Origin of the sequence: Algoriphagus formosus, from assembly GCF_002807035.1 — a bacterium.
Classification (GTDB): domain Bacteria; phylum Bacteroidota; class Bacteroidia; order Cytophagales; family Cyclobacteriaceae; genus Algoriphagus; species Algoriphagus formosus.
The window spans coordinates 665,849-684,857 of record NZ_NIUC01000002.1 but is presented as its reverse complement, the minus strand read 5'-3'; the positions used below and the strand labels follow the sequence as shown (position 1 = coordinate 684,857).

The following is a 19,009-nucleotide window of genomic DNA, read 5'->3' as shown; positions in this document are numbered from 1 at the left end:
AGCGTATGGAGATTAAACACTTTCGTCAACCAAAACCAATCTCTATGAATGATGTATTTAGGATTATACCATTACTGCTACTTTTCTTAGTCTTTTTATCATGTCAAGAAACTGAGGAACCCGAAAACCTACTCGATGAGGTGGGCTTTGAGGGCGATCTTCCGGATGGAAGCGCATTTGGAATAATTGATGTTCGGTCTGGAAACGGGAGCGGGGGTTCAGGCATTAATGGGGAATATCGGGGAAGACATATTTTAGGAATCAGGACATTTGACCATAAATGGTCATTAAGCCTTGAGACCCCTTCCCAGCCTTTTCCCGATGATATGCCGCGGGGTGAATATGTCCCTAGGGAGGAAATTATAGACTTATTTAATACTCACTATCCCTATGAAGACTTGCTTCAGGTCTTTTTAACTGAAAAATCCAAAGCCGAATCGGATCCGAGCTACACGAGTTTTGACCAATTTCGAGTTCAATTGGCAAATCAAAAAGAATATTATGCTTATCTGGCGGATAACTACTTTCCATCGAAAGGAGGAAAAATCAGGGTTTTGGCTGTGGAAGAAGGAGTAGTTAAGGATGACTTTGGCCAAGATGTGCGAAAAATTGAGGTAGTAATTGAATTTGACCTTCCTCTGAAAACTACGGACACCACTATTGAAATTCAAGAGTGGGAATTGAAAGGCGTAGGCCGATTTAGATACCGCGAGGATTTCTATCAAGATGAGTTTGAAAACCCGGATTAAACGAACTTTATCTGATCAAGATAAAACTTCATCCGGCTGTGGTCCCGGGGTAAAAAGTCAATTTTATCAATCTTGTCTTCCTTGTGATTATAAAAAACCTCTACGTAATCATTTTCCAATAGATACAGATTCACCTTGTGCCGATAATAGCGAATAGCCACCACGAAGGTACCCTCAAGGTATAGGGTCTTGATCTTTTGGTGTAAAGGCATATCACTGAATTCTTCTCGGCTCATGAACTTGTTTTTACTTCTGACTCCAAATTAATCAAAATGGTTCGGGGAATGCGTGATTTTTTGAATTAGTCCGTGAAATATTCCAAAAGCAAAAAGCCCCAAGATAGTTTTCTTGGGGCTTTGATTGTTGGTTTAGCTGTACTTAGTGAACGGCTTCTTGGAAGTCCTTGATAGCCTCACTAAAGTCCAATACTTCCGTATTATTCATTTCACCTGATACAATGCTTGATCCGGCAGCCGAGCGATATCCACCTGCACAGTGTACCAAAACTGGCTTGTCAGCTGGGATTTCATTGGCTCGCTCACGCAATTCATGAAGAGGAATATTAATACTAGACTCGAAAATCGGAGTGTTTTTGTGCTCGTCAGCACTTCGAATATCCACGATGGTGTAAGCATCTGGATTCATCTTGAATGCTTCTACATCAAATTCTTCTCCGGTGGCAGTCATTCCTGCTGGATTGACTACTGCCCCTTTGATCAATTGCTCGTAGCCGATTTTTGCAGCCTTGAAGATCAAAATCTCCAACTCAGCTTCTGTATCTGCTACCAAGAAAAACTTCTCCTCAGGTCCTACGATGGATCCCAACCAAGTTTCAAATTTTCCACCATTCATGATATTGATGGCCCCCGGTACGTGTCCTGCACGGAACTTATCCTGCTCACGGCTATCAATAACCAAGGCTCCCTCTGGAATGGCAGAACCTGCTGGCCAAATGCTCACCTGAGAAATTGATCGCTGATAGGCAGGAGCACCTTTTTTGTTCATATCTACATCGTAGCCAAAATATTTTGGGATGTGGGGCTGTCCTTCTAGAAGTGAACTCACAAAAGTCTGCTCGTCTACATCTCCAAATGCCCAGTTAGTTGCTCTCTGCTCACCGATGGTTGATTGACGGGCATCACTGAGGTTTTTACCACAAAGCGAACCTGCACCGTGTGCTGGATAAACAATGACATCATCTGCCAAAGGCTTCAATTTGTCTTGTACCGTGTGGAACATCATTTTCGCCAATTCCTCACGCTGAGCTTTCATATTTCCAGCTTTTTCACGCAAGTCCGGTCGTCCTACGTCTCCGATGAAAAGGGTGTCTCCAGAGAATAATGCATGGTCTTTTCCATTCTCATCTTTCAATAAGATACTGATAGAATCTGGAGAGTGACCTGGGGTATGAATGGAGTGGAAAGTAACCTTACCCATCTGAAAAGAATCTCCCTCATCAAATCCTGTATGTGGGTACTCTGCTCCTACAAGCTTAGAAACATAGATTGTTGCATCCTCATTTTGATGAAATTCAAGATGAGAACTTACGAAGTCAGCATGCGGGTGGGTTTCGATAACCGCAACGATTTTTGCATTATTTGCTTCCGCAAAATCGTAATACTGCTGAGGGTTTCTCCCTGGATCTACGAGTGCTACTTTTCCTTCACTTAAAATGGCATAGCTGGCATGTGCCAAGCCTTCGTCATAAAATTGTTGGATATTCATGTTGTATAAGTTTTTTCTGAATTGATACCACAAAGGTAAAACCTGACAAAAGTCAGTTTTGGTGATGCATGTCACGTAACATCCTTCTAATCAGATTGCGATTTCTATTCGATAATATTTCTGAAAAAGCATTGCATCACAAAGGATTAGTCTTTAAAATTGGTTCCATGAACTATCGGAATTTTTCTATTCAGAATCGCCTCGGAATCAATTGGGCCTTACTTTTTTTATTCGTTTTTGTATTTGCCTCCTGCAAGTCTTCAAAAGTAGCAAAAGATGACCCGGCTTTCAAGGTCATCAGTACAGCAAAATCCTATTACGGTACACCCTATAAGTTTGGCGGGACGACAAGGGCAGGAATGGATTGTTCAGCCTTACTTTTCCACTCTTTTTATTCAGTGGGGATCAATTTGCCTCGCATGTCGGCGGATCAGGCCAAACAAGGAGTAAAGGTCAATACTAGAGACTTAAAACCCGGGGATGTATTATTTTTTGCAACAAGCAGGCGGAAAAAAAGAGTGACACACGCAGGAATTGTCACGGAAGTGAATAAGGGAGATATTCGTTTTATCCATGCATCTACTTCACTCGGGGTATCGGAGGATTATCTGAGCAATCGCTATTGGAACAAGGCTTTTTTATTTGCAAGAAGATTGCTGGAATAAAAAAGGAGCACTTACTAAGCGCTCCTTTTTCTTAAATAGCCCCATGAAGTAAAATTAAAGATTTGTAGTGCCATCAGGCCTCAACACATACCGGAAGGTATAATGAGCACTCGGAGTGGTCATTGGGTTGATCTGATCTGCCGGTGGGTTTCCTTTGTAATAGCTGAGAATTTCGATCTTACTGTAGTTGCCAGCTGTGGTTTGCACTAAAATAACTCGACCTGGGATAGGTGTCACGGTGAAAGTAGCTGGGTTGTAGTTGTACCAACCGCTTCCACTTCCTGTAGGGATCGCAAAACTAGTCTCTGTATCGGTAGCAAAAGTGGCATTGGCAGGCACTTCGGTGATTTCTTCAAAGATACCATTGACCACAGCCGCACTTACATTCTTACTGCTGTTAACCCGAATGGTCGTTCCTTTGAAAGCTAGGTCCCAATCCTCGTTTTCAGACACTAAGGCATTCTGTTCTAGGCTGAAAAACTGGAATGGTCGCTCTTCAGTCACTTCTCCTGTAGTCCTGTCAATGACATCATTGGGTGCTGCCAGGTCTTCGACCAAAGTGGCTTCAAGTTCTACAATTGGTAAAGGATCATCATTGCTATCGCAAGAAAATAAAAAGCCCGAAATAGCTGTGGTAAAGAGGAGTTTTTGAATAGTCTTCATTTGTTTTTACTCGATTTTATTTAATTAATTTATAAGGTTTAATACTGGAATTTTGACACCAAGGAAAAGCACTCGGCCGGGATTATTGGGTTGTGCTGGAGTGGCGGTATTCAATAGATTGGTTCCGCCTGCTTCGAAGAATATTCCGTTTGAAAGGGTTTTGGAGGCAGTAAGATTGACCGAAACCCAACCATCAGCATACTCGCTCTCATCGTCTAGGATGAGGTTACCATTGCGGTCAGCAAAGCCAAACTTACCTCGGTAAATGACGCGCAAAGCCCAGTCAATTCCGGTGTTCAATTCTTGGTAGTTAATCTTGAAGTTTCCGCTGTGGCGACTTCGGTTGAACAGGCCCCCATAATCTTCCAAAGTGACTCTTCGGGTTTGATTTTGGCTATTTCGCTTGAAAACTTCCCCATTTTCGATTCGATCCACTACATCCAAATCACGAGTATCCAAAAAGGCATAACCTGCGCTTAGGGATAAATTTTCAAGTACTTGAAAAGAGGCGTCTACTTCTACTCCTTGAGTGATTACACTTCGCACATTGAAATAGGAAAATGCGTTCTGTCCTGTGTTTAGCTGTGCAATCGGCGCCGTTTCAATCAGATTGTCAATGGCATTTCTGAAGGCGTTTACCTGCAGGTTGGCTCTTTCGCTGGCTTTCCATCGAAAGCCTGTATTGAAAGCCCAGGAAGTCTCGGCCTTCAGATCCCCCAAGGTAGATGGGTCGAATAAAATTTGGGCCACCAAGCCTTGCTCTTGCAGTCGGGCTATTCCTTCTTGGGCTAAAGTGGCTCCAAAGACATTGTAGCCCGAAGCAGCATTGTTGAAGTTTAAGAGGAGTTGGCGGAAGTCAGGGGCTTTGAAACCTGCTCCGATGGATGCCTGCCAACTGAATTTTTCAGAAATCTTGTACTGTCCAGAAACTTTTGGACTGAGTCGATTGCCATATTGGCTATGGAAGTCCGCCCGTAGGCCAGAGACTACATTCACCCGCTGCCCTGGGTCCCACTGATGCTGAAGGAAAAAGTAGCCGGCATCGAAACGATTCAAATCATCGTAACGAGTCGCTTCTACCGTCTCGATCAATTGCCCCAAACCTAGTGTCAAGAGCTGATTGGCTCTGATTTGATAGTCTGTCTGAAGTTCGGTTCGATGATAAAACTGCTGGAAATCCTGCAAATCGAAAACTTCTCCGCTGGATTGGAATTGGGTGTTTGAATTCGTACTAAACCAAGAGCTCATCCCTCTGAGTGTAAAAAGCCACTTTTCATTGGGTTTGATTCGAAGAGTGGGGTTAAGGTTGAGATCCCGGCGGGTATTGTCCAATTCCAAAAGCTCAGGATTAGCTGCGCCACCTATTTGCATCAGACCATCTGAAGTTTCTGAATAGCCTCTTGCAAATAGGCTCAAATCCCATTTTGGAGCCAGCTTTCCGTTGATTTTCACCTGAGCAGTAGTGGCCTTGTACGGGTTTTGAGTTTGTCCGATAGTTTCTGGAGTCAGGTCAAAACCCTCCGTTTGGAAGTGGTCCAGAAATACATTGGCATCCCATTTTTCACCGCCAGTTCCAAGTTCCAAGGATGGGTTCCAGCTGTTAAACGACCGATGGCGTAGCGCTATATCTGCTTTGCGTTGTCCCGAGTTATTTTTGGTGATGATATTGACCACTCCAGCCATGGCTTCACTTCCATACAGGGCACTGGATGGGCCCCGAAGAATCTCGATTCGCTCAATATTGGAGACTGAGATGCGGTCCAAATCAAAGGTGCCTGCTGTACGACCAATCAATGGCTCGCCGTCTAGTAGAATTAAAATGTAATCAGAGTCAAGCCCTTGCATCTGCAAGCCAGCGCCATGGTCTGAGGCGATTTGAAGGCCAGTTTGCTCGCGCAAAATTTCCGATAGGCGCATCCCGCCTGTTTCCTGAATTTTCTCGGTATTCAAGACAGTTACCGGCATGGGAAGGTCTTCAACACTTCGCTCAGTTCGCGTGGCTGCCACCACAACCTCCTGGAGGTTTCCGGATTTTTCAAGAAGAATGATTTTTTCGGATGCCAGCCATTCTTCCCAAGTGAGCTGCTGGGTTTCATAACCAAGCGCAAAAATCACCACTCGGTCACCTTTCGAAGGAGAATCTACCTGCCCGTTTTCATCCACAGACAAAGGCTTTTGGCCATCCACTTTGACTAGGGCAAATGGAATAGGATTTCCCTTTTCATCCAAAATAATCTTTTCCCCCTCTTGAAAAGCCCCAAATACAAGGTGGGGAATCAGAAGAAAAATAGCTGTAATTTTAATTAGATTAATTCTAAACATAGGTTTAAAATTTAAGCGGAGTTGGACCTCCGCTTGTTTGATTTAGTTCAAACTGTCGAGAATTGCTTTCCATTCGGGTTTTTGAGGAATTCCAGGTTTGCGCAGTCCAAAGAACTGAGCAACCATTTCTCCTTCCGCATCAAAAAGCTCTAAGGCAGAGACCAATCCTTCGGTCGTATTTTTATGAACTACGAAGGCACGGTCCACAACGGATTCATTGAGGTGCATATTAAATTCAGGATCCATGACATTGAGCCAATCTCCCAGTTGCTTGATGGTCTTCACCTTGCCTTGGTGAATCTGAATATTCCCCTTATTTCCTGCGAAAATCATGATAGGAAGCTTGATGTCAGAGGCAGTTTCCAATACACTTCTCACAGAAAGCCGATCCACTTCATAAGCCCACTTGTCATCAATCCACTCGACCGCATTGAGTCGGTTCAATTTGTATTTGCGAAGCATTCCGAAGAAATCATGGGTGTCTTTCATATTTTCCCAATCCGAAGAAAGGCTTTCAAAATCCAAGTCATTCTTGCTTACGTACTCCGCTTTTTCGAATGTCTCAATAGCCAAATCAGAGGACTGATCAGCGTGGGTATGTGCTTTGACCAATTCTTCAGAGAAGTCAAAATCGGAATCCTCCTGCAAAAACACCTTCATGACCGCATCACCAGCTTTGTCAAAATACTGAAGACTAAACATCGGGCCACGTGGAGTTTCTGAAACTACCGCAAAGCCAAATTTCCATCCTCCGAAGAACACCCGCTGCTCAATTGGTCCGATCACTGTGGCGATTTTTTGAGGTCCGGCCTGATGCACCTCGATTTTTTGGAAAGTGCCTTTATGCTCCAAAACACAGCCTTCATTTCGTGTCAAAGACATTACCCGACCTAGCTTTGGAAATTTTTCAAGCTGTTCCACAAAGTCCTCGGATAGTCGGATCACGTTTTCACCGATTCCTGTTGCTAGTAATTCAGCTTCAGAAACGCCCAATTTTTTGGCAGCGTCACGAATTCGAAGTTTTGGCTCTTGTTCCTTTAGATTGGTCCAGGCCTGCTTGAGTGAGGTAGTTTCGATTGCGGTGTTCATGCTTGTGCTTGTTTTGAGATTTTTAATTCTGAATGAAAGGCGGAATTGCTACTGACCAAGATCTGCTGGGTTTCCTGATCTTTGACTAGTCGGATAGGATGGTCAAAGACCTCAGATAGGAGGGATTCGGAATAGACTTCCTCCACTTTGCCTACGCCGGCGATCAATCCATCTTTTACAATGGCAATTCGATCTGCGTAATGTGCTGCTAGATTTAGGTCATGCAGTACGATCAATACGCCGATATTTTGAGATTTTAGTTTTTTAAGAATATCCAGGACAATGTGCTGCTGGGAAATGTCTAAGCTCGAGGTTGGTTCATCCAAAAGCAGGTAGCGAGGGAAGGGCTTTTTCTCCCAAATCTGAATCAATACCCGAGCGAGTTGAACCCGCTGCTTTTCACCTCCTGAGAGCTGCTGATACAATCTATCTTCCAGATGAACCACTTTTGTCAGCTCCATGACTTCACGGATATTCTTCTCTGAATTCTTCTTGGAGTCTTTTGGCAGGCCCAGTTCAACTACCTCTCGGGCGGTGAAAGGGAAACTTACCGTAGAATGCTGCGGCATCACAGCTCGGACACTTGCCAATTGTTGGGTTTTTAGGGCCCGTAGATTTTGGCCATTGTAATCTACCTGTCCTCTGGTGCAGGAGATTTCCCCTGCAAGGATTTTGAAAAGGGTAGATTTTCCGGCACCATTTGGACCTAAGACAGCCAGAATCTCACCTGGGTTGACGGATATGCTTGCCTTCTTGACGATAGGCCGCTGTCTGATACAAAAGTGGATGTCCTCGGCTTGCAGCATTAGGAGTTAATTTTGTTGAGTTTGAAAATCAGATAAATAAAGAAAGGAGCGCCAATAAGTGCCGTCAAAACCCCAATGGGTAATTCTGCGGGTGAGACGACGGTTCTAGCCATAAGGTCAGCTACATTTAATAAAATGGCTCCCAGCAGAAAAGAGGCAGGTAATACCAAGCGGTGATTTGCTCCAAATCCAATTCGAATTAAATGCGGTACGACTAGCCCGACGAAACCGATCATTCCCGCTAGGGATACACCCACGCCCACGATCAGTGCGGAGAGGATTAATATTTTTATTTTGACGCGCTGTACGGAAATTCCCATGTGAAAGGCTTCCCGCTCGCCTAGTGACAGGGCATTTAGATTTCGATATTCTAGCATCAGCATGATCGAAGGAATGCCAATGAGGGAAATCGCTACGGGGAATTTACTCCACGAGGAGGCTCCCAAATCTCCCAAACTCCAGAAGGTAAAGCTGCGCAAAGCAGAGTCGTCGGCGAAAAACAGGGTAAGTCCTATTAATGCACCGGCTAGGGCATTGATTGCAACACCTGCTAAAATCAAAGTTGCCGTATCTGTCCTTCCTTGAGTTCTTGCCAATTGATAGACAGCCCAAACATGAGTCAATCCACCCAAGAAGGCGAAAAGCGGCATTCCTAGATTTTGAATCAAATTGCTGCTACCCGCAAGACCGGGGATCAAGACAATGAACACAACTGCAAAAAGTGCACTGCCACTGCTGACTCCGATTAAACCGGGCTCTACCAGTGGGTTTCTAAACAAGCCCTGAAGTGCAGCTCCAGCGATGCCTAATCCACCACCTATTAATAAAGCAATGATGATTCGAGGAAGTCGGATTTGCAAGAGTACGTTAGCGGCACTTCGGTCTACTCCTTCCAAGCTTAATCCAAATTGTTCACCTAGGATAGCCAATACTGAAGAGAAAGGAATGGCATAGGCTCCAAGCGAAAGGGATAGCAACATTATTAGAATCAATGCTATTCCCAGTGCAGAAAGCACCAAGGCCTGATAAGAATCCTTCGATATGGAGAGTCCGGCGATCAATTTTCTTGCGTTCTTGTTGCCTTGGCGAGTTCAAGTGCTGCTTTTCCCATGCGAGGACCGAACCCTGATAGGTAAAGTCCATCCATAGCGATGATTTGATCTTTTTGAAAAGCCGTAGTTTCTGTGATACCGGGTATTTTGGTCAGGCCGGACTTACCGCCCAAGCTTTCAAGGCCTGATTCGAACAGCACTAGATAATCAGGATTTAGGCTGATTAAAGCCTCGGGAGTGAGTGGCACAAAATCTTCGAAATTTGTTTCTACTTGCTCCACGCCAGCCATTCCGAAGATGGACTCAGAAAAACTTCCATCACCAGCGATGAATAAAGACTCAGGTCCTCTAGCCATTACAAAGGCGGCTTTCCCGTTTGGCTTTGAATTGGAAAGAAAATCGTTCAGGTTTTGTAGGTCTTGCTCAATTTCTGCAATCATTGCCTGTCCTTGCTCTTCCATCTCAAAAAATGCAGCGATCTGTTGGATTAAGGCAATGGTTTGCTCTTTAGACTGAGTCTTTGGGAAGACTTCCAATTTGATCGTAGAGACGCTTTGAATCTGGCTTATTACTTCTTCATTTAAGTATCCCTCTTCCACCAAAATCATATCGGGACCTAAGGAAAGAATCCCCTCTGCTTTGATTTGATTTCGGTATCCGATGCTAGGTAGGCTTTGCAGCGACGCTGGAAAGGTAGAAGTTCGATCTGTCGCAATGATTTGGTCACCGAGTCCCAGACCAACCACAATTTCACTGATAGTCCCCCCGGCAGTAATGATTTTTGGCGTTGTAGTCTCTGAAGACACTTCGGTCTTTTCTGGAATACCACAGGCAAAGGCTGCTAGAAGGATGGTCAAAGAAGCAAATAGCTTTCTCATTTATTTAGATTGAATTGAAATAATGGCTCAAAAGTAATTGCTAATTAGATTCAATCCAAATAAAAAATAATAGAAAATTCTTATCGAAAAGCAAAAATTATTTATGCATTTCCCTGTCCTGCAATGGGATCGGTTTTTCTTTTAAATGAAAGCATTCATTGAATGGAAAAACCTAAGCGAAAAGAAGGTAAGAGATTCAATAGATATAAATATTCTAGGATTATCCGCTATGATGCTAGTAACTGAACTTTCTTTGCTAATCTATCCGGATGTCCGATGTCCGATGACGGATGACTGCATAAATCGATCAATTTCGCAGAATTTTAGCCGCACAATTTCGGTAATGGTAAGAAAGCGGACATTAATTATTATATCATGTGTCCGAAATAAAAGGAAATTTCATTTGGGGCTCGAAAGTCGATGGCTCTAAATGTCTTTGAATTTGAAAGGATTAATTTTCCAAATATCCTTTGGTATTAGTCTTTATTGATTAATTTTGCGCACGAATTCAAAAAGCACATCCTTTTTACATTTCATCAAATCAAATGGCAAATATTGGAAAGATAACGCAGGTAATCGGCCCCGTAGTGGACGTTTCCTTCGAAGGCGGTAAGCTACCAAACATCCTAGACGCGCTGGAAGTGACCAAAGAGAACGGCCAAGTCGTCGTTATGGAGGTTCAGCAGCACCTAGGTGAGGACCGAGTAAGAACGATCGCGATGGACTCATCCGAAGGGATGGTTCGTGGCATGGAAGTGAAAGATATGGGTCAGCCTATCTCTGTTCCTACCGGAGAAGCGATCAAAGGTCGTCTTTTCAATGTGGTAGGTGAAGCAATTGACGGTCTTCCTCAGGTACCTGCTGGCAAGCGTCTTCCTATTCACCGATCTGCACCAAGATTTGAAGATCTTTCTACTTCTACCGAAGTACTTTATACAGGTATCAAAGTAATTGACTTGATCGAGCCTTATGCTAAAGGTGGTAAGATTGGTTTGTTTGGTGGTGCCGGTGTAGGTAAGACGGTATTGATCCAGGAATTGATCAATAACATCGCCAAAGCATACTCAGGTCTATCTGTATTTGCAGGTGTAGGTGAAAGGACCCGTGAAGGAAATGACCTTTTGAGAGAAATGATCGAGTCTGGTATCGTTACTTACGGTGAAGACTTTGTACATAGCCTAGAAGAAGAAGGTGGATGGGATCTTTCCAAAGTGGACTTGAAGAAACTGGAAGATTCTAAAGCAACCTTCGTATTCGGTCAGATGAACGAGCCTCCAGGGGCCCGTGCTCGAGTAGCCTTGACTGGATTGACCTTGGCAGAATATTATCGTGATGGTGAAGGTGATGGAGCGGGTAAGGATATCCTATTTTTTATCGACAACATCTTCCGATTCACTCAGGCAGGTTCTGAGGTGTCCGCACTTCTTGGACGTATGCCATCTGCGGTAGGTTACCAGCCTACTTTGGCAACAGAGATGGGTGCCATGCAGGAAAGAATTACATCTACCAAGAACGGTTCCATTACATCCGTACAGGCGGTTTACGTACCTGCGGATGACTTGACTGACCCAGCTCCTGCGACGACTTTCGCTCACTTGGATGCGACTACGGTATTGTCAAGAAAGATTGCTGAATTGGGTATCTACCCTGCAGTGGATCCTTTGGATTCTACTTCCCGAATTCTTTCTCCAGATATCTTGGGAGAGGAGCATTACGGATGTGCGCAGCGTGTAAAAGAAATCCTTCAGCGATACAAAGAATTGCAGGACATCATCGCAATCTTGGGTATGGAAGAACTTTCTGAAGAAGATAAGCAAGTCGTACACAGAGCTCGTCGAGTTCAGCGTTTTCTTTCTCAGCCATTCCACGTAGCTGAGCAGTTTACAGGCTTGAAAGGTGTATTGGTAGATATCAAGGACACCATCAAAGGCTTCAATATGATCATGGATGGTGAATTAGATCATCTTCCAGAAGCAGCCTTCAACTTGGTAGGTAGCATCGAAGATGCAATCGCTAAGGGTGAGAAAATGCTTGCTGAGACCAAATAAGAATTTGTAAATGATGAAAAGTAATCGGTAAGAATTTAGATCTGTTCCGATTACTTTTCGTGTTTATATCAAACGAAAAAGATATGCAGTTAGAAATTGTCACACCGGATAAGAAAGTCTTCGAAGGAGAAGTATCTGAAGCGAGCTTCCCCGGAGCATCGGGTGCATTTCAGGTATTGAATAGTCACGCTCCGATTGTATCTGCTTTGGCCAAAGGGGCGGTCTCCTTTACCACTCCTGAAGGAAAGCAATCTATGATCGTGGATGGTGGAGTCGTGGAAGTCAAAAACAATGTAATTGTCGTCTTGGCAGAAAAAGTAATCGGCTAAACGAGAACAGTTAAAAATAGATAAGTCCAACTCGTAAGGGTTGGACTTTTTTTTCGAATAGAGGTTTGGTTATTAATTGGATTAAAGTAGGTTTCGAAAAGGTCTTTCCCTAATTTGTTTTAAAATCCAACAATCTTCCAATTTTTAAATTATTCTCTTACCTTTGCCCCACGAAAGGGGGTGTACACATATGATCATAGTAAACGTAAAAGAAAACGAATCCATCGAGAAAGCGCTGAAGCGTTTTAAAAAGAAGTTTGACAAAACCGGTGCGGTTCGCGAGCTTAGAGCCCGTCAGGCTTTCACCAAACCTTCCGTCAAAAGAAGAGATCAAGTCATCAAAGCTGCTTACAAACAGCGGATGCAGGAGGAGGCAAACAAATAATTGTTGCTCCTTGTAATAAAATAGAGACAGCTATCCATTGGGTAGCTGTTTTTTTTTTGGTTATTTCTTTCTAGCATGCTTTTTCGATTTGTGACTTTTGTCAGAAAATAGTCTCCTTTTTTTCTGCTATCTTAAAATTCAATTCCAAGCCAGATGATCGACTCCTTTGTCAGTTACCTACAATACGAAAAACGCAGCAGTGCCCATACGGTGGAGGCCTATGAGCGGGATCTACTTCAGTTTCAGGAATTCCTTTCACTTTCCTTTGAGCAATCCGATTTGAGTTTGGCAGGACATTCGGAGATTCGGGCATGGATTATCGACTTGGTCGAGCAAGGATTAAGCACCACTTCAGTCAATCGCAAGTTAGCAACCCTGCGTTCTTTCTATAAATTTCTTCTTCGACAGGAGCACATCAGTCAAGATCCTACCTACAAGTTAAAGAGTCTTAAAAACCCCAAAAAACTCCCCGAATTTGTACAGGAATCCAGTATTCAGGACGTTTTAGAATCGGATGTTTACGATCCAGGATTTGATGGACAGCGTGACAAAATGATTTTGGAATTTCTATACTTGACCGGTGTGAGATTATCTGAGTTGATTGGACTTCGATGGTCTGACTTGGATTTACCGCAAATGCAAGTTCGTGTACTCGGAAAACGAAAGAAAGAACGGGTAATCCCTCTATCCAAAGGCCTTATTCAGAATATTATTTCTTACCGAAAAGTATTTGAGGAAAGGTTTCCGGATTTGGGCCAAAATCCCTATTTTATCGTAACAAATTCAGGTAAACAAAGCTATCCCATGATGGTCTATCGCACGGTTCGGCAGTATCTTGATCGCTTTGCTCAGACTAGCAAACGCAGCCCACACGTGCTGAGACACACATTTGCGACACACCTGCTCAATAAGGGAGCAGATCTGAATGCGGTGAAAGATCTATTGGGACATGCCAATCTGGCGGCTACCCAAGTCTACACCCACAACTCCATGGAAAAACTGAAGGCTGTGTTTGAACAGGCACATCCTAAAGCATAATTAATTAATTGTTCAACCTAAAATGCTAAATGCTATGAAACTGCAAATGCACTCTATTCACTTCGATGCTGATCAGAAGTTGATTGATTTTATCCAGAGAAAAGCTGACAAACTGGACACCTATTACGACCGGATTATTGACGGGGAAGTATTCATGAGATTGGACAAAAACGAAAAAAATGAAAATAAAATCGTTGAAATTAAACTGAATGTTCCCGGCAAGCAGTTTTTTGCAAAGCATCAAACAGACTCTTTCGAAGCGGCTGCCGATGAGGCGGTGGAAGGCTTGAGAAGACAGATCAAGAAGTACAAGGAAAAAGTAGTCTTGGCTAAGCAATAAACCCAAAAACAAATTTGACCCTAACCCCGGATTCACCCTCCGGGGTTATTTTTTTTCAAGCAAATAATACTTTTTACTGTTGGCTTGCAGCAATTCCTCAAACTCAGCCCTGTGGATCTGAGAAAGTAGATTGGGGATAGCCTTGGAATCCCAATTCCGAGAGGCGGTTTTTACCTCGTATGCAGTCAAATCCATCTCTTCAAGCCAGTGATCTTCCAAAATTATAAATTGGTACTTTGTCGCTTCAGCCTGCCATTGGTTTTTAGGTAGATCGATCAATTCATAATCCGGGCCGAGGCTCATGCGGATTTTGCTCCCGGCATGTAGATTTCCATAAAAAGCAATTGGTTCTCGAATATTTTCAGCTTGGATTAGGCTTGCAGTTTGAGTTCCTTGATGCGGCAGCGATATATGATAGGTGATTGAGCTCAATAGGAAAAAAATTATTAGGAAGGTGTAAGAAATGATTTTCGGAAGCTTCTCCGGGGTTTTCAAGCCTGTATAAATGGCATAAATCAAGAAAATAACACCAATCCCTGCTTGAAGCCGAAGCCAAAAATTACCCGCCTCTCCGAAGTTGATCCAAAGACTGAACCCAGTCAGAATTAGGATCAAAAGTAAGAATAAGGCAATGGAAATTTTGAGGGACTTGATGCGCTCAAATAATCCTCCTTCTACGCCAATCCAGGAAATCAAAACAGCCAAAACTGGGGCTACTGGAAGTAGGTATCGCTCATAAAACTTACTGGTCAGAGCACCCATTCCCAAAATCGCCAAGCCCCACACAATTGCAAACAGGAAAAACTGAGGGTTTTCTTTCCAAGTCTTCTTGATTGTTTGCCTCAAGTTGGGAATGATGAGCAGTATCCAGGGAATAAACATTACCAGGAGTAGCAGGAGTGCTAAAAGTCCATTTTGTAAAATCAGGAGAAAGCGGGAAGCAACGCGGATCCCAACTTGGTCCTCCAAGAAACTGTCCAAATAGGTGGGGCCGTGGATTTTCCACATAGCGACAAACCAAAAAAGCGCGATGGCTATGCTTAGTATGAGTGCAGGTAGGTGTAGGAGCTTTTTCCAAGACACCCGCTTCCAGGGGTTCAGAAGCAATACCAGAATCCCCAGGACACCCAAGGCTGCTGCGGGAAGTCCTTTCACTTCAAATGCTAAAGCCAACCCTACATACATCGCCCAAATAAACTTTGAATGGGCTTTTTCCCCATCCCGTAGCAAGCATGCAAAGCCAACAGCACTCAAGGTCATGGTCAAAACCAGCAAGACATCGGGAATTGATCGCCCTGAAGAAAGGATCAATACGGGGTTTGCTGTCATAATCAGCGCTGAGAGGCCGGCGATTTTTTTGTCCTTGAAAAGGATTTTGGAGAGTAAAAAAGTGAGCCCTACGGTCCCTGCACCAGCCAGTAAAAAGAAAATTCTTGAACCAAACTCATGAATGCCAAACAGCTTAAAACCTGCCAAAACCGCCCAATATGTGAGAATAGGTTTTTTGAATCGTAGTTCTCCGCTTCCTAAGTAAGTGGTGAGGTAATCCCCATTCTGAAGCATTTTGATAGCAGCATCCCGGTAATAAATCTCATCCGGATAATGCATGTGAAAATTCAGGACAAAGGGACCTATCAACAGGCAATAGGCTGCCATCAGAATCCATGGGTTGATTTTAAGCTCGCTGGAAGAGGACAAAAGCATGCGTAAAGATAAGTTTTCAGACGCAGCAGTTTCAGAATTTTCTTTGGGTTTTGGAATTGGGATAAGGCTTTTTTGTCAAGGCTGGCTTTTTGGAGTATTTTTGACCAAATTTTATCCCATGAGCCAGCCACTTTTGTCCGTCGTCGTGACGGTATACAACGAAGAAGAAAATATCCAACCCCTCCTTGACCAATGCTACCGAGCACTTCAAGAGTTGGATTACGAATTGATCCTTGTCGAGGATGGCTCTACGGATGGGACCGTCTCCGAGGTGAAAAAGTATGCCAATGAGCGGACGAAACTCATCATCTTCAACCGGAATTTTGGGCAAACTACAGCTTTGGCAGCAGGAATTGATCATGCCAAGGGTGAGTACATTGTCACCATGGATGGGGATCTTCAGAATGACCCGACGGACATTCCCGGCATGCTTCAAAAAGCTATCGATGAGGACTGGGATGTAGTGGCCGGCGTTCGTGCCAAGCGCAAGGACGGATTTGTCCTAAGAAAGATTCCATCCAAAATCGCCAACTGGATCATCCGAAACTCTACCAAGGTTTACCTGAGTGACTACGGTTGTACACTCCGCGTTTACAAGGCAGAGATCGCTCAGAATATGGGCTTGTACGGAGAGCTTCACCGCTTCATTCCTGTCCTGGCAAAGGAGCAGGGAGCTCGAATGACGGAAATGGACGTCAAGCATCATCCACGAATCCATGGAACATCGAAATATGGATTGAGTCGGACTTTCAAAGTATTGTCAGATCTGATTCTGATGCTCTTTTTCCAAAAATACCTTCAACGCCCGATCCACCTTTTCGGAGGAATAGGTCTTTTGTCCTTTTTGGTGGGATCTGTGATTAGTTTTTATCTCTTGGTTTTGAAATTACTGGGTGAGGATATCTGGGGCAGACCGATCATGATTTTGGGTTTTATTTTGATTTTGGGAGGAATTCAGTTGATCACGACTGGGATCATTGCTGAGATCATTGTGAGGACCTACTTTGAGTCTCAGGATAAGAAGACCTACACGGTGCGGTCGGTTTTTGTGGGAGAGAAACAAGATACAAAGGAGAAAAATATTACCAATCCTGCTTCTGGAGAAGCAGGATAATTGAGACTTGAAACAGCTCTAGCATTTGGGTGAGAGCAAAACTGAATGAAGGTTTTACTTGAAAATTCCATTTACAAAATGCCGTAGGCATGGAAAATAATCTAGCCAGCCATTTCAATGGCTGGAAAATGGATGATGCTATAGATTTCAGAAAATGCCGTAGGCATGACTGATACAATATGTGAAGGTCATTTATTGAAAATAGAGGTATTTAATCAATCGTCATCCTTAGGCTAGGAATGACGAAGTAATCTTTTTGTAAAAATAAAACCAAGGAGACTGCTTCACCCTTCGGGATTCGCAGTGACGAATTAATCTAATACACATTGCATCAATACAAAAACCAGCTGAAAACACTCCTCAAACTCATCCTCACCGGATTGGCTTTGTATCTGGTTTTTCGAAAGATTGACACTGGGCAGCTTTTAGGAATTATTCAAACCCTTCAATGGCCTTGGTTGATCCCGGCGACTTGCCTTTTTGTATTGAGTAAGGTGGCTACGGCTGTCCGATTAAATCAGTATTTCAAGAATATTGATTTGTACCTCTCGGAAAAGTTAAACTTCCGATTATATCTGCTCGGAATGTTTTACAATTTGTTTCTTCCAGGAGGCATTGGAGGAGATGGCTATAAGGTTTACCTGCTCAATAAACAATTCAAAACCCCTGTCAAAAAACTGCTTCAGGCTGCGCTCTTGGATCGTTTGGGAGGATTGGTCGCGATCGTTTTTTTATTGTTTGGATTGTTTTTGATGGTGGACGTAGAGCTGGATTTTTTGGAAAGTTCAATTTGGAACGCTTTGATGATTGGAGGCTTGATACTGACTATTCCTACTTTTTGGCTAGTCCAAAAGCTTCTTTTTAAAGATTTTCTTCCCTCTTTTTGGTCAGCCAATGCCTGGTCTTTTGCAGGACAGATAGCTCAATTGATCTGTGCTTGGTTTATTTTGATGGCTTTAGGAATTGATGAGAAGACTCTGGCTTACCAATTGGTCTTTTTGCTTTCTTCCATCGTGGCGGTTCTTCCGCTGACGATTGGGGGTGTAGGAGCCCGTGAATTGGTCTTTGTCTATGCTCATCAGTATGCAGGAATCGAGGAGGCCGCAGCAGTAGCTTTCAGTCTGATCTTTTTTCTGATTACAGCCGGGGTTTCTTTGATGGGGGCTTTCGTAAAGGTGGATTTGGGTGAAAACGGTATTAATTGAGTACAACTTTTAAAGGAAAATAAAAAAGTCCCGGGCCCTCCTTGGTCACTTCCCAAAGTATCCTTTTGTTTTCTTCCAAATAGATTAGTCGAATTTCAAAATCGGTCAAGGAATAAGCACTGGTAATCTTTCCAACAAATACATTTTGGTCTATTTTTTTCAAGAATATAGAATATGATTCATCAGTACAATCTATGCGATCGCCATTGAAGGCAACTCCACAATGTGTGCCTATAAAGTCGAATTCCGAAAACTCTGATGTTGCTTTTTTTAAATAAATCTCGAATGACTGGTCTTCTTTTTCAAACCATCTCCAAGACCCCGAAATGTCTTGAGAATAACCATTTATAGAAAAAAGAATCAAAAATAACAACGTCGAATATCTTCGTGTTTTTTCCATAAAAATAAGTTTAACTACAATTGTATATCTGTTATTTTTCCAGTTGTCAAATCGAAAAATATACCCAAGCCATCGTCTAAAACTATTTTTTTATTTGAAAGAATAATGAATATCCTCCCAATATTTTCTAGTTTTAAAGTGTCAAATTGGTTTTTGTAGCTAGGATATATTTTTTCGACCTCTGAATAATGGTCCCCAACTTTGATGAAACTTTCACCATTTCCAATTGAGAATTTAGAATCTTGAAATCTGAAATCAGTTAGTTTACCTTCGAGAAAGTAAAGCTCAGAAGCATCGTAAGAAATGAGTCGAGCCATTACCTCATCCATTTCGTAGTAATAATCCTCGTTTCTATCAGGGTTTGGAAACTTTTCTAAGAAGTCAGCCATATAAGATTTAAGAAATCTAAACTCCTTTTTCGAATCTTGGGTGGATTTAATAATTAGGAAATTCAGGTCAAAGGTAGGAAAAGCAGTATCTTCTCGGTATCCCGGAAT

General features: G+C 43.1%; 19 protein-coding genes. 9 read left to right on the top strand and 10 right to left on the bottom strand.

What is annotated here, in order from left to right:
- The first annotated feature begins 44 nt into the window (after window positions 1-44).
- Complete coding sequence (locus tag CDH51_RS09105) at window positions 45-749, top strand: hypothetical protein (RefSeq protein WP_100628313.1); 705 nt, start codon at window positions 45-47, stop codon at window positions 747-749.
- Here the strand turns inward: CDH51_RS09105 and CDH51_RS09100 are convergent.
- Entirely contained in the window at window positions 746-985 is a 240-nt protein-coding gene (locus CDH51_RS09100; RefSeq protein WP_100628312.1) for a hypothetical protein, read from the bottom strand. The two genes, CDH51_RS09105 and CDH51_RS09100, sit on opposite strands and share 4 nt — an antisense overlap.
- A 142-nt stretch (window positions 986-1,127) precedes the next feature.
- Window positions 1,128-2,474, bottom strand: coding sequence for an MBL fold metallo-hydrolase (locus CDH51_RS09095; protein WP_100628311.1), 1,347 nt, complete (start codon window positions 2,472-2,474; stop codon window positions 1,128-1,130).
- 68 nt (window positions 2,475-2,542) lie between these two features.
- Between CDH51_RS09095 and CDH51_RS09090 the strand changes: the two genes are divergently transcribed.
- Complete coding sequence (locus CDH51_RS09090) at window positions 2,543-3,139, top strand: C40 family peptidase (protein WP_232724783.1); 597 nt, start codon at window positions 2,543-2,545, stop codon at window positions 3,137-3,139.
- Between the two features lie 54 nt (window positions 3,140-3,193).
- Here CDH51_RS09090 and CDH51_RS09085 read toward each other — a convergent pair whose 3' ends face one another.
- The 6 genes from CDH51_RS09085 to CDH51_RS09060 are packed head-to-tail and all read right to left on the bottom strand — an operon-like array spanning window position 3,194 to window position 9,949.
- Complete coding sequence (locus tag CDH51_RS09085; protein ID WP_100628310.1) at window positions 3,194-3,802, bottom strand: HmuY family protein; 609 nt, start codon at window positions 3,800-3,802, stop codon at window positions 3,194-3,196.
- Window positions 3,803-3,826: 24 nt separating this feature from the next.
- Window positions 3,827-6,124 carry a TonB-dependent receptor gene (locus CDH51_RS09080; RefSeq protein ID WP_100628309.1) on the bottom strand — a complete coding sequence of 766 codons (2,298 nt, stop codon included), beginning with the start codon at window positions 6,122-6,124 and terminating at the stop codon, window positions 3,827-3,829.
- A gap of 42 nt (window positions 6,125-6,166) precedes the next feature.
- Window positions 6,167-7,213, bottom strand: coding sequence for a hemin-degrading factor (locus CDH51_RS09075; RefSeq protein ID WP_100628308.1), 1,047 nt, complete (start codon window positions 7,211-7,213; stop codon window positions 6,167-6,169).
- Window positions 7,210-8,019, bottom strand: a complete 810-nt coding sequence (locus CDH51_RS09070) for a heme ABC transporter ATP-binding protein (RefSeq protein WP_100628307.1) — start codon at window positions 8,017-8,019, stop codon at window positions 7,210-7,212. Before CDH51_RS09070 ends, CDH51_RS09075 begins: the two co-directional genes overlap by 4 nt.
- Window positions 8,019-9,080: a FecCD family ABC transporter permease gene (locus CDH51_RS09065; RefSeq protein ID WP_232724782.1), complete on the bottom strand. Its 1,062-nt coding sequence runs from the start codon at window positions 9,078-9,080 to the stop codon at window positions 8,019-8,021. Before CDH51_RS09065 ends, CDH51_RS09070 begins: the two co-directional genes overlap by 1 nt.
- Window positions 9,077-9,949 carry a heme/hemin ABC transporter substrate-binding protein gene (locus CDH51_RS09060; RefSeq protein ID WP_100628306.1) on the bottom strand — a complete coding sequence of 291 codons (873 nt, stop codon included), beginning with the start codon at window positions 9,947-9,949 and terminating at the stop codon, window positions 9,077-9,079. The genes CDH51_RS09065 and CDH51_RS09060 overlap by 4 nt, the downstream gene beginning before the upstream one ends.
- 545 nt (window positions 9,950-10,494) lie before the next feature.
- On the opposite strand from CDH51_RS09060, the gene atpD reads away from it, so the two are divergent.
- The 5 genes from atpD to hpf all read left to right on the top strand — a co-directional run bounded on the left by atpD (window position 10,495) and on the right by hpf (window position 14,089).
- Window positions 10,495-11,997: a F0F1 ATP synthase subunit beta gene (gene atpD / locus CDH51_RS09055; protein ID WP_026948026.1), complete on the top strand. Its 1,503-nt coding sequence runs from the start codon at window positions 10,495-10,497 to the stop codon at window positions 11,995-11,997.
- A gap of 83 nt (window positions 11,998-12,080) precedes the next feature.
- On the top strand, window positions 12,081-12,326 hold the full coding sequence (atpC, locus tag CDH51_RS09050; protein WP_100628305.1) for an ATP synthase F1 subunit epsilon: 246 nt from the start codon (window positions 12,081-12,083) through the stop codon (window positions 12,324-12,326).
- Between the two features lie 190 nt (window positions 12,327-12,516).
- Window positions 12,517-12,711, top strand: a complete 195-nt coding sequence (gene rpsU, locus CDH51_RS09045) for a 30S ribosomal protein S21 (protein ID WP_024284690.1) — start codon at window positions 12,517-12,519, stop codon at window positions 12,709-12,711.
- 153 nt (window positions 12,712-12,864) lie between these two features.
- The gene (locus CDH51_RS09040; protein ID WP_100628304.1) at window positions 12,865-13,749 is read left to right on the top strand and encodes a tyrosine-type recombinase/integrase; all 885 of its coding nucleotides are present in this window, start codon (window positions 12,865-12,867) and stop codon (window positions 13,747-13,749) included.
- 34 nt (window positions 13,750-13,783) lie between these two features.
- Window positions 13,784-14,089: a ribosome hibernation-promoting factor, HPF/YfiA family gene (gene hpf / locus CDH51_RS09035; RefSeq protein ID WP_024284692.1), complete on the top strand. Its 306-nt coding sequence runs from the start codon at window positions 13,784-13,786 to the stop codon at window positions 14,087-14,089.
- A gap of 45 nt (window positions 14,090-14,134) precedes the next feature.
- Here the strand turns inward: hpf and CDH51_RS09030 are convergent, their stop codons facing one another.
- Window positions 14,135-15,793: an ArnT family glycosyltransferase gene (locus CDH51_RS09030; protein ID WP_100628303.1), complete on the bottom strand. Its 1,659-nt coding sequence runs from the start codon at window positions 15,791-15,793 to the stop codon at window positions 14,135-14,137.
- Between the two features lie 118 nt (window positions 15,794-15,911).
- On the opposite strand from CDH51_RS09030, the gene CDH51_RS09025 reads away from it, so the two are divergent.
- Window positions 15,912-16,907, top strand: a complete 996-nt coding sequence (locus tag CDH51_RS09025; RefSeq protein WP_100629389.1) for a glycosyltransferase family 2 protein — start codon at window positions 15,912-15,914, stop codon at window positions 16,905-16,907.
- Between the two features lie 326 nt (window positions 16,908-17,233).
- Window positions 17,234-18,112 carry a lysylphosphatidylglycerol synthase transmembrane domain-containing protein gene (locus tag CDH51_RS09020; protein WP_198514292.1) on the top strand — a complete coding sequence of 293 codons (879 nt, stop codon included), beginning with the start codon at window positions 17,234-17,236 and terminating at the stop codon, window positions 18,110-18,112.
- A gap of 414 nt (window positions 18,113-18,526) precedes the next feature.
- On the opposite strand, the gene CDH51_RS09010 is transcribed toward CDH51_RS09020, so the two are convergent.
- On the bottom strand, window positions 18,527-18,901 hold the full coding sequence (locus tag CDH51_RS09010) for a hypothetical protein (RefSeq protein ID WP_100628301.1): 375 nt from the start codon (window positions 18,899-18,901) through the stop codon (window positions 18,527-18,529).
- Window positions 18,902-19,009 lie beyond the last annotated feature (108 nt).